Consider the following 13,595-nt stretch of genomic DNA (forward strand, 5'->3'; position numbering starts at 1 on the left):
CGGGTGCCCGCCAGACCCCGCGCAGCCAGCTCTGTTCGCTGTCATCCATGCCTGCCAATCGCCCGTATAGAGGTTCGGCGGGCGGGTCATTTCTGTCTGGGGAGCCCGTTCAATGAGTCGCTGCGTCAATCACCCGCGCTGTGCGCGTTCACGCCTGAGTCTGTTGCCTGCTGCTGTGCTGGCGGCCGTATTGTTGAGTGGCTGCACAGAAGAGGAGGGCGGTGTGCACAACATGCCGCCGCCGCAGGTCGGGGTGGCACCGGTACAGGTGAAAGCGGTGAGCCGCTGGGATCAGTTCAACGGCCGTATCGAGGCCACCGAGACGGTCGAGCTGCGCCCGCGGGTGACCGGCTATATCGAGCGCGTGGCCTTCCGTGAAGGGCAGGAAGTGAAGCGAGGCGATGTGCTGTTCAAGATCGACCCGCGCAGCTACCGCGCCGAACTGCAGCGCGCCGAAGCCCAGCTGAAACGGGCGCAGGCACTGGCGCGGCAGAGCCGCAACGAGGCGCAGCGGGCCAAGGTGCTGGTGCAGAGCCAGGCAGTGTCCACCGAACAGTACGAACAGCGCCGCGCCGCTGACGAGTCGGCCCAGGCCGATGTGCGCGCGGCGCAGGCGGCGCTGGTGACGGCGCAGCTCAACCTGCAGTGGACCGAGGTGCGCGCGCCCATCGATGGCCGTACCGACCGTGCGCGGGTCACCGCCGGCAACCTGGTGGTGGCCGGTGATGCCGCCAGCGTGCTGACCACCCTGGTGTCCCAGGAGCAGGCCTACGTCTATTTCGATGTCGACGAGAACGCCTTCCTGCGTTATGCGCAGATGGCCCGCGACGGCTCGCGCCCCGATGGCAGCAACGGCAGCCTGCCGGTGCGCATCGGCCTGGCCAACGAGTCGGGCTTCCCCCATGCCGGCACCCTGGATTTCGTCTCCAACCAGCTCAACCGCAGCAGCGGCACCGTGCGCCTGCGCGCCGTGCTGGACAACCGCGAACGGCTGTTCACTCCGGGGCTGTATGCCCGCGTGCAGCTGCTCGGCAGCGGTGAGTTCGAGGCCATGCTGGTGGACGACAAGGCGATCCTCACCGATCAGGACCGCAAGTACGTGTACATCGTCGATGAACAGGGCCTGGCCCAGCGCCGCGACGTGCAGCCCGGCGGCAGCGCCGAGGGCCTGCGCATCATCGACAAGGGCCTGCAGCCCGGTGACCGGGTGATCGTCAGCGGCGTGCAGAAGGTGTTCATGCCCGGCATGCCGGTGGATGCGCAGCCCCAGGCGGACAGCGCCGATCACGCGGCGAACTGAGGACGGGCCATGGACTTCTCCAAATTCTTTATTGAGCGGCCGATCTTCGCCGCCGTGCTGTCGATCATCCTCTTCGTCTCCGGCCTGATCGCCATTCCGGCGCTGCCGATCAGCGAGTACCCGGATGTGGTGCCGCCCTCGGTGATGGTCAGCACCGTCTACCCCGGGGCCAACCCCAAGGTCATCGCGGAAACCGTGGCCACGCCGCTGGAGGAAGAGATCACCGGCGTCGAGGGCATGATGTACCTCAAGTCGGTGGCCGGCTCCGACGGCGTGCTGCAGATGACCGTGACCTTCCGCCCCGGCGTCGATGCCGATGACGCCACCGTGCGTGTGCAGAACCGCGTCGCCCAGGCCCAGGCGCGCCTGCCCGAAGACGTGCGCCGCCAGGGCGTGACGGTGCAGAAGCAGTCGCCGACCTTCCTCATGGTGGTGCACCTGACCTCGCCGGATGGCCGCTACGACTCGCTGTACCTGCGTAACTACGCGCGCCTGCACGTCAAGGATGTGCTCGGGCGCATTCCCGGGGTCGGCGACGTGCAGGTGTTCGGCGGCGGCGACTACGCCATGCGCCTCTGGCTTGACCCGGACCGCATCGCCGCGCGCGGGCTGACCGCCAGCGACGTGGTGGCGGCCATCCGCGAGCAGAACGTGCAGGTCTCGGCCGGACAGATCGGCGCCGAGCCCATCGAAAAAAGTGACTTCCTTTACCTGATCAACGCCCAGGGCCGCCTGCGCAGCGAGCAGGAGTTCGGCGACATCGTGCTCAAGAGCGGCGCCGACGGCGAGCTGGTGCAACTGCGCGACGTCGCCCGCATCGAACTCGGCGCCGGCGACTACACCCTGCGCGCCAAGCTCGACGACAACCCGGCCGTTTCCGGCCTGGGCATCTTCCAGGCGCCGGGGGCCAACGCCCTGGATATCCGTGACCAGGTGATCGCCAGCATGGACGAACTGCAGCAGCAGTTCCCTGAAGGCATGAAGTACGAGGCGGTGTACGACACCACCATCTTCGTCCGCGAGTCGATCAACTCGGTGATCCACACCCTGCTCGAAGCGGTTGTACTGGTGGTGCTGGTTGTGATCCTGTTCCTGCAGACCTGGCGTGCCTCGATCATCCCGCTGATCGCCGTGCCGGTGTCGGTGATCGGCACCTTCGCCGGCCTGCACCTGCTGGGCTTCTCGATCAACACCCTGACCCTGTTCGGCCTGGTGCTGGCCATCGGCATTGTGGTCGACGACGCCATCGTCGTGGTGGAGAACGTCGAGCGCAACATCGAACAAGGGCTGACGCCGATTGCCGCGGCGCACCAGGCGATGCGCGAGGTGTCCGGGCCGATCATCGCCATCACCCTGGTGCTCTGCGCGGTGTTCGTGCCGATGGCCTTCCTCGATGGCGTTACCGGGCAGTTCTATAAACAGTTCGCGGTGACCATCGCCATCGCCACGGCCATCTCCGGGCTCAACTCGCTGACCCTGTCGCCGGCCCTGGCCGCGCGCCTGCTCAAGGCCCATGACGCGCCCAAGGACGGCCTGACGCGGCTGATCGACCGCCTCTGCGGCTGGATCTTCCGGCCGTTCAACCGCTTCTTCAAACGCAGCTCCGATGGCTACGAGCGTGGCGTCGGCCGTGCCCTCGGCCGCCGTGGCGGCGTTTTCCTGGTGTATGCGCTGTTGCTGCTGGGCACGGCCTTCATGTTCAAGAGCGTGCCCGGCGGTTTCATCCCGACCCAGGACAAGATGTACCTGATCGCCGGGGTGAAGCTGCCCGAAGGGGCCTCGCTGTCGCGCACCGACGCGCTGCTCAGCCAGGTGGTGGAGATCGCCCGAGAGATCGATGGCGTCGACCGCGCGGTGGCCTTCCCCGGGCTCAACCCGCTGCAGATGACCAACACGCCGAACAGCGGCATGGCCTTCCTGATTCTCAAGCCCTTCGATCAGCGCAACGGCCGCACGGCGGCGCAGATCAACGCCGAACTCAACCAGAAGATATCTGCGCTCAAGGACGGCATCAGCTTCGCCATCATGCCGCCGCCGATCCTCGGCCTGGGTAACGGCGCCGGCTATTCGCTGTTCGTCCAGGACCGTGCCGGGCTTGGTTACGGCGAACTGCAGAATGCCGTCAGCGGCTTCCAGGGCGCGCTGTCGCAGCAGCCGGGCATGGGCTACCCGATCACCACCTACCAGGCCAACGTGCCGCAGTTCGATGCCGAGGTCGACCGGATCAAGGCCAAGGCCCAGGGCGTGCCGCTGACCAACCTGTTCGACACCCTGCAGACCTACCTCGGCTCGGCCTACGTCAACGACTTCAACCAGTTCGGCCGCACCTGGCAGGTGATCGCCCAGGCCGATGCGCCGTTCCGCGACAGCATCGAGGACATCGCCAACCTGCAGACCCGCAACGATCAGGGCGAGATGGTACCCATCGGCTCGATGGTGACCATCAGGCAGAGTTTCGGCCCCGATCCGGTGCTGCGCTTCAACGGCTACCCGGCGGCGGATCTGGCCGGCGATGCCGACCCGCGTGTGCTGTCCTCCACGGAGGCCATGGCCAAGGTTGCTGGCCTGGCCGAACAGGTGCTGCCGCCGGGCATGGCCATCGAATGGACCGACCTCAGCTACCAGCAGGCCAGCCAGGGCCACGCCGTGCTGATCGTCTTCCCGCTGGCGGTGATGCTGGTGTTCCTGGTGCTGGCGGCGCTGTACGAGAGCTGGACCCTGCCGCTGGCGGTGATCCTCATCGTGCCGATGTGCCTGCTCTCGGCGCTGTTCGGCGTGTGGCTGGCCGGCGGCGACAACAACGTGTTCGTCCAGGTCGGGCTGGTGGTGCTGATGGGCCTGGCGTGCAAGAACGCCATCCTCATCGTCGAGTTCGCCCGCGAACTGGAGCTGCAGGGCAAGGGCATCGTCGAATCGGCGCTGGAAGCCTGCCGCCTGCGCCTGCGCCCGATCGTGATGACCTCGATCGCCTTTATCGCCGGGGTGATCCCGCTGCTGCTGTCCAGCGGCGCCGGCGCCGAAGTGCGCGCCGCCACCGGCGTCACGGTGTTCGCCGGGATGCTCGGGGTGACCCTGTTCGGCCTGTTCCTCACCCCGGTGTTCTACGTCGCCCTGCGCAAGCTGGCCGGCACACCGTTGGTGCAGCACAGCCATGATGACGTTTCCGGAGTGCAGCACTGATGAACATCCCCTACAGACACCATGCGCGCCTGCTGGCTGTTGCCCTGGGCAGTGGCCTGCTCGGCGCCTGCAGCGTCGGCCCGGACTATCAGCGCCCGGAGCTGCCCGTGGCCGCCGCATTCAGTGAGCAACCGGCAGTCAGCGCTGCGCCGGCGTCAGACAGTGCCGAGTTCTGGCGCTTCTTCGCCGATGCCCAGCTCGACAGTCTGGTGGACGCGGCGCTGGCACATAATCAGGACCTGTTGCTCGCCCTGGCCAACTACCAGCAGGCGAATGCCCTGCTGCGCGGCGCACGCTACGACCAGTTGCCGACGCTGACGGCCGACGCCCAGGCCGGCAACCGGCGCAGCAGTGCCGATCAGCTGCCTGGGGTGGCGGTTGGCGATCGCGACAACGACGAGTTCGCCGGCAACCTCGGCTTCAGCTGGGAGCTGGATCTGGTCGGCCGGGTGCGCCGCAGCGTCGAGGCGCAGCGCGCCGATACCGCCGCCGCCGCGCAGGATCTTGCGGCGCTGCAGGTGGCGGTGGTCGGTGAACTGGCGCGCAGCTACTTCCAGCTGCGCGGCGGGCAGCAGCAACTGCAGATCGCCCAGCACAACGCCGACAACCAGACCCGCACCCTGCAGGCGCTGGAACAACGCCAGCAGCTTGGCCTGGCCACGCCCTTCGACGTCGACCGCGCCCGCACCCAGCTGGAAACCACCCGCGCCCGCATTCCGTCGCTGGAAGCCGAGATCGCTGTGGCCATCCACCGCGTGGCGGTACTCAGCGGGCGCATGCCGCAGGCCCTGACGGCAGAACTGGCGACACCGCTGGCACTGCCCGAGCGGGTGCTGGCCGCGCCGAACACCACGCCGGGAGCGTTGCTGCGCCGGCGTCCTGACATCGCCGCAGCAGAGCGCCGCCTGGCAGCTTCCACCGCACGGGTCGGGGTGGCGACGGCGGACTTGTTCCCGCGCTTCACCCTCGGCGGGTTGATCGGCACCCAGGCGTTCGATGCCAGCGACCTGTTCCAGCGCGACAGTGAAACACGCCTGCTGATGCTCGGCATCGACGGCTCCTTCCTCAACGTCGGTCGCGTGCGTGCGCGCATCGCGGCGGCCGATGCGGCCAGTGCCGCCGACCTGGCGCGCTACCAGCGCACGGTGCTGACGGCCATGGAGGAAACCGAAAATGCTCTGGTGCGCCTGTCCCGCAGCCAGCGCCAGCAGGCCCACCTGCAGCAGGCGGCACTGGCCGGAACGCGCGCTGCCGACATGGCCCGGCAGCGCTTCGACCAGGGCGCCATCGACGTGCTGGAGCTGCTCGACGCCGACGACGCCCGCCTGCAGGCCGAAGACGCCTTGGCCCGCAGTCACACCGAAAGCATCGTCGCCAGCGTCAATCTGTACCAGGCCCTGGCCGGTGGCTGGCCGCAACAACTGCCGGAAAACGACCTGGTCAAACGATGAAGGAGAGCCGCAATGCCCACCGAGCCATGCCCTGATCGCCGCCGCCTGCTCGCCGCGCTCGGCCTGTCCTGCGCTGGCTTGCTGTTGCCGCGTTACGCTGCACCCCAGCCGCCAGCGCCCGGCGCTGCCGAGCGGCTGGTGGTCGCCATCGTCTCGCAGACCTTCTTCTACGTGCCATTGTGGCTCGGCGTGCAACGCGGCGCCTTTCGTCGCGCCGGCATCGAGCTGGAGATCGTCCAACTGGGGCAGCGCTCGCAGGTCGAGCCGCTGCTGTCCGGTGCGGTGCATGTAGCCATCGCCACACCGGAGTCGGTGCTGCACAACGTGGCGGCCGGCGGACCGCTGCGTCTGCTGGCAGGCAATACCGGCAAGCTGGCTCACGCGCTGATCGCCCGGCCGCAGATTGACAGCATCGAGGCCCTGCGCGGTGGGCGGATCGGCATTCTCAACAGGAGCGAGGGCACCTTCTTTCAGGTTCGCACGATGCTCGCGCGCCATGGCCTGCACTATCCGCAGGACTACAGCGTGATCGAAACCGGTGGCGTACCGGCCCGCCATCGGGCGCTGCTGGACGGCAGCATCGACGCCGGCCTGCAGTCGGTGCCCTGGTCGTATCAGGCCGAAGATGAGGGGCTACGCAACCTGGGGCAGATCATCGATTACATCCCGGACTGGCAGTTCGTCTCGGTCAATGCCTCGCTGCCCTGGGCCGAGCGTAATCGCCAGTTGTTGCAGCGCTTTCTCGCGGTACTGCTCGAATCCACCGAGGCGCTCTACGCCAACCGCGAGGCCGCCGCCGACGTAGCCCGCCAGCAGTTGCCGACGCGCCAGGATTACGCACTGCGGGCCTGGGACTACTACACCACCAGCAATGCCCTGACCCGCGACATGAGCGTCAGTGCTGCCGGGCTGAGCACCGTGCTGCAAGCTCAGCGCAGCAACGGACTGCTGGACGATCAGGCCTCCATGCGCGGGGAGGCCTATCAGGCGCCGGAGTTTCTGGCCGCTGCGCGCCGCGCGCGCTGAGAGGCACGGCGCACGGTCTGGCCTTCAGTTCTCCAACAAGCGAGCCCCTGGCCCCTGGCTGGCCAGGCGGTCTTCAGGGTTGCGCAGTGGGCAATCTTCCAGCGACAGGCAGCCGCAACCGATGCAACCGTCCATGGCGTCGCGCAGGCGCTGCAGTTTCTGGATGCGCTGATCCAGATCGTTGCGCCAGCGCGAGGCCACCACGCGCCATTGCTCGGCGCTGACGCGCACCATCGGGTCGTAATCGCCCAGCGCCTGCTTGACCTCATCCAGCGGAATGCCGGCGCGCTGCGCCACCTTGATGATGCCGATATAACGCAGCACACCTGGCGTGTAGCGGCGCTGGTTGCCAGCGGTGCGCAGGCTGCTGATCAACCCCTTGGACTCGTAGAAATGCAGCGCGGAAACCGCCACGCCACTGCGTTTGGCGACCTCGCCGACGCTCAGCAGGCGCGGCAGCTTGGCAATGCTTTCGGCAGAAGGTTCGCTCATCACAGACGCCTCATGGATCAAGTTAACTTGAGATTCTATGAGGGCGCCTTGCCGCCGGCAATCGCAGCGTTGCTGTGCACCGATGTCGGCAAACCACAACGGCCTACCAGCGATAACTCACAGTGCCTACCACCTGGCGCTCGTCGCCGTAGTGACAAGTGGAGAACGCGCACTGCGTGTAGCGCTTGTCGGTCAGGTTGCTGGCATTGACGGTCACGTTCCAGTGGTCGTCGATCTGGTAGCGCGCCATGGCGTCGAACAGGGTATAGGCTGGCATGGGCGAGTCCATAAGCGAGGCCTGCGTTGTGCCCATGTAGCGAGCGCCGATGCCCGCAGTCAGTTGCGGAATGCCCCAGTTGACGAAGTCGTAGCTGGTCCACAGGGCAGCCTGGTGGTAGGGCGTATCATCTCTGCGTTGGCCGACTTCTGTGGCAAGGGCGCTTTTGGTGACACGAGCATCGGTGTAGGCGTAGGAAGCAATGAGGCTGAGAGCGTTGGTCACATCCGCTTTGGCTTCCAGCTCCAGACCGCGCGAGCGAACCTCGCCCGTTTGTCTCGGATCGCTATTGCTATCAAATGTCAGCACATTGGTTTGGGTCAGCTCATAGACGGCTGCGCTGAGTAGCAGGTTGCTGTTCTTGGGCTGATAGCGCACGCCCACTTCGTATTGCTTGCCTTCGGTGGGAGCGAAGGCTTGGCCAGTGACTTCAGCGACAGAAACAGGGAAGAACGACTCGCTGTAGCTGATATAGGGTGCCAGACCATTGTCCGCCAGGTAGACGAGCCCCGCGCGGTAGGTGGTGGCCTCGTTATCTTGACTGGCCTTGGCACCATCTCTATGTGCCGTTTGCTGCTGATCGGCCCAGTCATGGCGACCGCCCAGAAGCAGAATCCATTTGTCGCCGAACTTGATCTGGTCTTGGAAATAGACGCCCTTTTGCAGCGTGTCGAGCTGTGAGCCGCGATCCTGACTACGATCCTTGTTTACTACTACCGGTTGCCCATAGTTGTAGCGGGTCAGATCGAGGCTTGGGGCATTGCTACGGAAGTTATGTGAGTCGTAGGAGGTGTCATAGCCATCGAAACCGACCAGTACGGTGTGCTCGACACTGCCGAGCTGCCATTTCGATTCGATATTGCTGTCGCTGGCCCATGTCCGCGCACGTTCGTGACGATCACTGTAGCGGCGTAACAGTGTGCCGGTACTTGCGGAGAAGTTGACGGCTGCGACAGACGGCTGAATTTGCAGGTAGCTCCACTTCACATCGGTTTCGTAATAACGCAGCTTATGGTTGAGCGTGAAGTGTTCATTGAAGTGGTGCTGAAATTCGTAGCCCAGAGTCGACATCTCGCCGTTCATGTCGTCGTAGTCCGGCTCGCCGACGAAATCGTTGCGACCGATTTTGAAAGCACCTTCACCCACACCTTTGACCATCTGATAGGGCAGGGGCGCGGGGAAACGCGTGTCGGTCTTCTGGTAGAAAGACAGCAGGGTCAGCGAGGTATTTTCGCTGGGGCGCCAGGTCAGCGCCGGGGCGATGTAGAACTTGTCGTCGTTGATGTGATCCTGCTGGGTGTCGCTGTTGCGGCTGAGCATCGTCAGGCGGTAGCTCAGGGTGTCGCTGCCGGCCAGTGGACCGCTGAAGTCGGCGGAGAGTTGCTTGCGGTCGTGGGAACCCACTTGCAGGTTCAGCTCATGGAAGGGCGTTTCGCTCGGGCGCTTGCTCACGCCATTGATCATGCCGCCTGGCGAGAGCTGGCCGTAGAGCACCGAGGCCGCGCCGCGAATGACCTCGACGCGCTCCAGACCATAAGGTTCCTGAATGCCGTCGTAGGAGTTGTTCTGCAGGCGCAGGCCGTCGCGCAGCGATCCACCAGTGCCTGATTCGACCTCGAAGCCACGGATGCGGAAGCGGTCGGCGGTGCGGTTGAAAGCGGTCGAGCTGCTGGTGAGCCCCGGTGTGTAGCTCAGCGCCTGGCCCAGCGTTTCCGAATGGCGATCGCGGATCTCGTCGCTGGTGACCACGGAGATCGATTGTGGGGTTTCGGTGATCGGCGTATCCGTCTTGGTCGCGCTCATATTGCGCTTGGCCACGTAGCCGGCCACATAAGCCGTGGGCTGCTCTTCGGCGGCGCCGGTGACGGTGGTATCGGCCAGCTCCAGGCGATCACCCTGGGCGACCAGCACATAGCCGTTGCGCCCAGGGCGGGCGCTAAAACCGCTGCCTTGCAGCAGGCGGGCAAAGCCGCTGGCGACGTCGTACTGACCGCTCAGGCCCGCGCTGTTGCGCCCGGCCAGGCGCTGCGGCTCGAAGGCCAGCGATACCCCGGCCTGCTGGGCAAACTGGCTGAGCGCGTTGGCTAGCGGGCCGGGGGCAATGTCGTAGTGGTTCTGCGTCTGTTCGGCGGCGCCGGTACTGAGCGGCGCGACCAGCACGGCGGCGGTCAGGGCGGTAAAGCTCAGCTGAACGGCCAGAGCCAGCGGAGTCACAGTGAAGGCAAGCGGCGCGGCAAGGATGCGCATGATCGATAGGGTCCCGTTTTTGTGGTTGCTACCTTCCCTGACGGGCCACTCGCCAAACCCGGAACCCCGCCCCGATGATTTTTCTCAGGGTTTTCGCCGCACCACCTGCAGCCAGGGCGTGTACTGCTCGACCTGCAGCGGCAGCACCTCGGCCAGCAGCGCGAGCGCGCGGCGGCTGTCATCCAGCGGCAGCACGGCGGTCACGCGCAGATCCGCCAGCGCCTGACTGTCGTATTGCACGTGGCCGGGGAACTGCCGGGCCAGTTGTTCCAGCACCTCGGGCAGCGGCTGATCGCGCACCACCAATTGGTGATGGCGCCAGGCATTCTCGACGCTGCGGGTGTCCACGCTGGTGCTGCGCTGTACGTCGCCACGGGTGATCCGTGCCTGTTCGCCGGCGCCCACTTCGAGGCTCGCCGGCGCCACGGCGGCACGCGCCACGACCCGCGATTCGAGCATGGTCAGCAGGGTCACGCCGTCCTGCCGGCTGACCACGAAGCGCGTGCCCAGCGCCTGCATCTGGCCCTGCTCGGTCTCGACGATGAACGGCCGCGCCGGGTCGTGTGCCACCTCCACCAGTACCTCACCGCGTAGCAGACGAATGCGCCGCTGCTTTGCGTCGAACTGGATATCGACCGCGCTATTGCCATTGAGGGTCAGTTGCGACTGATCCGGCAACTGCTGCTGCAGCCACTGCGCTGGCGCGGTGCGCAGATCGGCCAGCAGGTAGGCCGGCAACTCGCTGCGCCACAGCGCCCAGGCCGGCAGCAGCGCCGCCAGCATCAGCAAGGCGCGGCCGGCGCCCTTGCCACGCGGCTTGCGGCTGCGCTGAGCCGCATCGAGCGCGGCATGCACCGAGGCCTTCTGCGGGCGCAGCGCCGCCATCTGCCCGACGAAGACCTGCAGCCGCTCGGCCGCGGCGGCGTGCTGCGGGTCGCGGCGCTTCCAGGCGTCGAACTCGCCTTGCAGCGCCGGCTCCTCGTTGAGCCGCAGCAGCCAGTCGGCGGCCTGTTCGTTGATGCTGTCGGGCTTGCTCATGGCGCGTCAGATGTCCAGCGCGTTGCCGCAGTGCAGCAGCGCCTGCATCAGGTGCTTGCGCACCATGCGTTCGGAAATACCCATCTGCGTGGCGATCTCGGCCTGGCGCTGGCCGTCGAGAAAATACAGCAGGAAAGCCTGGCGCTGCTTGTCGCTCAGCTCTTCGAGGACAAAGGCGATCTGCTCCAGCGCTTCCAGCGTCAGCAGGATCTGCTCCGGCGACTGATGCCCCGCCAGGCTTTCGGCGGTCAGCGCCAGCTCGCGCAGGTAGGCCTCTTCGATCTGCTGGCGGCGCGAGCGGTCGATCACCAGACGCCGCGCGGTGGTGGTGAGAAAGGCGCGCGGTTCGCGAATGTTGCCCAGCAGCTCGCGCGAGGCGAGGATGCGGGCGAAGGTGTCCTGCGCCAGATCGGCGGCATTGTGCGCACAGCCGAGCTTGCGCCGCAGCCAGCCGAACAGCCAGCCGTGATGGCTGCTGTAGAGCTCATGAAGATCTCGCTGGAAAGGAGGCTCGGCCGCGGACATGCGCAAACTCGCTAAGAAGGAATTGATCTCGATAAACAATTGAGAATTATTCGCATAATATCGATTTGCCCTGGCACGTCGCAACCACCATCGCCTTATGCAGGAGAGAGCCAGACAAGGACCAGCGTGTAAACGTCTGCGTTTGCTCGAAACTGCGCTCGAGCGCTTACAATTGGCGCCCATCACTTCAGGCCATGAACATGGCTACAGCCACAAGGAAAACGCCCATGGCCTCCCCGGACAAACAGAAGAAACGCGCCCAGCGGGCCAAAGCCAAGGCCAAGCAGAACCGCATGGGCAAGCCCAAGAGCAACCCCATTCATCCGCTGTTGGCCAACCTGCAGCTCAACGAACCCTTCGATGATGTCGAGATCGACCTGAGCACCTTCGACTTTGCCGATATCAAGGAGAACGGCTTCGACCCGGCGCTTTTCGATGATCTTTTCCAGGCCATGAATGCTGCCGAAGGCATCAGCCTGACCGCCCTGTGCCTGGTATTTCTGCAATACCCAGTGCTGGAACTGGTGGTCGCCGAAGAGGCGGAGGACGATGCGACCGATTTCATGATGGGGCTGTTGATCGTCTACCGGGCCATCTTCCACGAACAAGAGGAAGAGGCGGCCGTGACCTGGATTGGCAGCGAGGCCTTCCAGAGTGCCTACAACGAAGCCTCGATGATTTTGCAGAAGAAAGCCGCGCGCGGCTGATATCCAGCGCAAATCAGCCTTTCAATGCCGCCTCGATTCTGGCGATGTCGATCTTGCTCATGGTCATCATCGCCTCGAAAGCACGCTTGGCCGCTGCAGGATCAGGGTTGCTGATGGCGGCTGTGAGAACGCGCGGGGTGATCTGCCAGGAAACTCCCCATTTGTCCTTGCACCAGCCGCACTCGCTGGCCTGACCCTGATTGTCGATTATCGCGTGCCACAGGCGGTCCGTCTCGGCCTGATCGTCGGTCGCTACCTGGAACGAGAAGGCTTCGTTGTGCTGGAAGACTGGGCCGCCGTTAAGACCAAGGCAGGGAATACCCATGACGTTGAACTCCACCGTCAGCACATCGCCCTGCTGGCCGGAGGGGTAATCGCCGGGGGCGTGATGCACGGCCAGCACGGCGCTGTCGGGAAAGGTTTCGGCATAGAAAGTCGCCGCCTCCAGTGCGTCGCGGTCGAACCAGAGGCAGATGGTGTTCTTGCTGGTCATCCTCAGTCTCCACGGTTGTGGCATGGGACTCAGGAGTCTAGACGGACTTGTGCCGATAACCCTGTTACACGCCGATGTATGTCCGTCAGCGCCGGCTACTGCTGCTTTCTCCTTCAGGCTCTTGCGAATGGCTCGAAAGGTTGGAACTGGTCGTCGTCGCGAATGGAAGAGCCGACGCCACGTTGCGCTAGCTTTTGATGCACGCCGGTCTGCGCTGATTCTCAATCGGCACTGGCCTGCAATCGCGGGATGCAGGGCAGTCTCGCCAGCGAATTAAACGGTAGATATTCTCAGTTGCATTTGCTTATTATTGCCTGATTATTCCTTGCTGTTTCGCTAATCATGCCAATGACTGACAACTCATCCGCCGCGGACTTTGGCACGCTCTATCTCGATCATCATGGCTGGCTGCAAGGCTGGCTGCGACGCAAACTCGGTTGCTCCGCCAGTGCGGCGGACTTGGCTCAGGATACCTTCGTCCGCCTGCTGGCCAAGCCGGAACCGATCGAGATTCGCGATTCTCGCGCTGTGCTGGTGACGGTCGCACGCAGCGTGCTGAGCAACTACTTCCGTCGTCAGAAGCTCGAGCGGGCCTATCTCGAAGCTCTCGCCTGCGTGCCTGAACCACTGATGCCTTCCCTGGAAGAGCAGGCGATTCTCCTGGAAACCCTGCAGGAACTCGATCGCCTGATGGACGGGCTGGACGTTCCGGTACGTCAGGCCTTCCTGTGGTTTCAGCTCGACGGGATGCGTCACACCGAGATCGCCGAGCGGCTGGGCGTTTCGGTTACCACGGTCAAGCGCTACATCATTAAGGCGGGCGTGCAATGTTGCTTCAGCGAATGATGCGAGGCCGCCT

11 protein-coding genes are annotated in these 13,595 nt (G+C 65.0%); 6 read left to right on the forward strand and 5 right to left on the reverse strand.

What is annotated here, in order from left to right; all coding sequences use genetic code 11:
• Nucleotides 1-112: 112 nt before the first annotated feature.
• From ACJRW5_RS07050 to ACJRW5_RS07065, 4 genes are read left to right on the forward strand one after another with little or no spacing between them, the layout of a single operon-like run.
• Nucleotides 113-1,300, forward strand: coding sequence for an efflux RND transporter periplasmic adaptor subunit (locus tag ACJRW5_RS07050; protein WP_484569818.1), 1,188 nt, complete (start codon nt 113-115; stop codon nt 1,298-1,300).
• A gap of 9 nt (nt 1,301-1,309) precedes the next feature.
• Nucleotides 1,310-4,480 carry an efflux RND transporter permease subunit gene (locus tag ACJRW5_RS07055; RefSeq protein ID WP_484569819.1) on the forward strand — a complete coding sequence of 1,057 codons (3,171 nt, stop codon included), beginning with the start codon at nt 1,310-1,312 and terminating at the stop codon, nt 4,478-4,480.
• Entirely contained in the window at nt 4,480-5,931 is a 1,452-nt protein-coding gene (locus ACJRW5_RS07060) for an efflux transporter outer membrane subunit (protein WP_484569820.1), read from the forward strand. The genes ACJRW5_RS07055 and ACJRW5_RS07060 overlap by 1 nt, the downstream gene beginning before the upstream one ends.
• A gap of 12 nt (nt 5,932-5,943) precedes the next feature.
• Nucleotides 5,944-6,957 (forward strand): ABC transporter substrate-binding protein, encoded by a 1,014-nt coding sequence (locus ACJRW5_RS07065; RefSeq protein ID WP_484569821.1) that lies wholly within the window; start codon nt 5,944-5,946, stop codon nt 6,955-6,957.
• A 24-nt stretch (nt 6,958-6,981) separates the two neighbouring features.
• Here the strand turns inward: ACJRW5_RS07065 and soxR are convergent, their stop codons facing one another.
• The 4 genes from soxR to ACJRW5_RS07085 form a co-directional block, all read right to left on the reverse strand.
• Nucleotides 6,982-7,449 (reverse strand): redox-sensitive transcriptional activator SoxR, encoded by a 468-nt coding sequence (gene soxR, locus ACJRW5_RS07070; RefSeq protein ID WP_484569822.1) that lies wholly within the window; start codon nt 7,447-7,449, stop codon nt 6,982-6,984.
• Nucleotides 7,450-7,552: 103 nt separating this feature from the next.
• Complete coding sequence (locus ACJRW5_RS07075; RefSeq protein ID WP_484569823.1) at nt 7,553-9,973, reverse strand: TonB-dependent siderophore receptor; 2,421 nt, start codon at nt 9,971-9,973, stop codon at nt 7,553-7,555.
• A gap of 84 nt (nt 9,974-10,057) precedes the next feature.
• Nucleotides 10,058-11,011, reverse strand: coding sequence for a FecR family protein (locus tag ACJRW5_RS07080; protein WP_484569824.1), 954 nt, complete (start codon nt 11,009-11,011; stop codon nt 10,058-10,060).
• Nucleotides 11,012-11,017: 6 nt separating this feature from the next.
• A complete protein-coding gene (locus ACJRW5_RS07085) occupies nt 11,018-11,536 on the reverse strand; it encodes a sigma-70 family RNA polymerase sigma factor (protein WP_484569825.1) in 519 nt (172 codons plus the stop codon).
• Nucleotides 11,537-11,763: 227 nt separating this feature from the next.
• On the opposite strand from ACJRW5_RS07085, the gene ACJRW5_RS07090 reads away from it, so the two are divergent.
• A complete protein-coding gene (locus ACJRW5_RS07090; RefSeq protein ID WP_484569826.1) occupies nt 11,764-12,243 on the forward strand; it encodes a hypothetical protein in 480 nt (159 codons plus the stop codon).
• 13 nt (nt 12,244-12,256) lie between these two features.
• On the opposite strand, the gene ACJRW5_RS07095 is transcribed toward ACJRW5_RS07090, so the two are convergent.
• Nucleotides 12,257-12,736 carry a VOC family protein gene (locus ACJRW5_RS07095; RefSeq protein ID WP_484569827.1) on the reverse strand — a complete coding sequence of 160 codons (480 nt, stop codon included), beginning with the start codon at nt 12,734-12,736 and terminating at the stop codon, nt 12,257-12,259.
• Nucleotides 12,737-13,078: 342 nt separating this feature from the next.
• On the opposite strand from ACJRW5_RS07095, the gene ACJRW5_RS07100 reads away from it, so the two are divergent.
• On the forward strand, nt 13,079-13,582 hold the full coding sequence (locus ACJRW5_RS07100; RefSeq protein WP_484569828.1) for a sigma-70 family RNA polymerase sigma factor: 504 nt from the start codon (nt 13,079-13,081) through the stop codon (nt 13,580-13,582).
• Nucleotides 13,583-13,595 lie beyond the last annotated feature (13 nt).

It is taken from the genome of Pseudomonas pichavaramensis, assembly GCF_050473265.1.
Lineage (GTDB): Bacteria > Pseudomonadota > Gammaproteobacteria > Pseudomonadales > Pseudomonadaceae > Aquipseudomonas.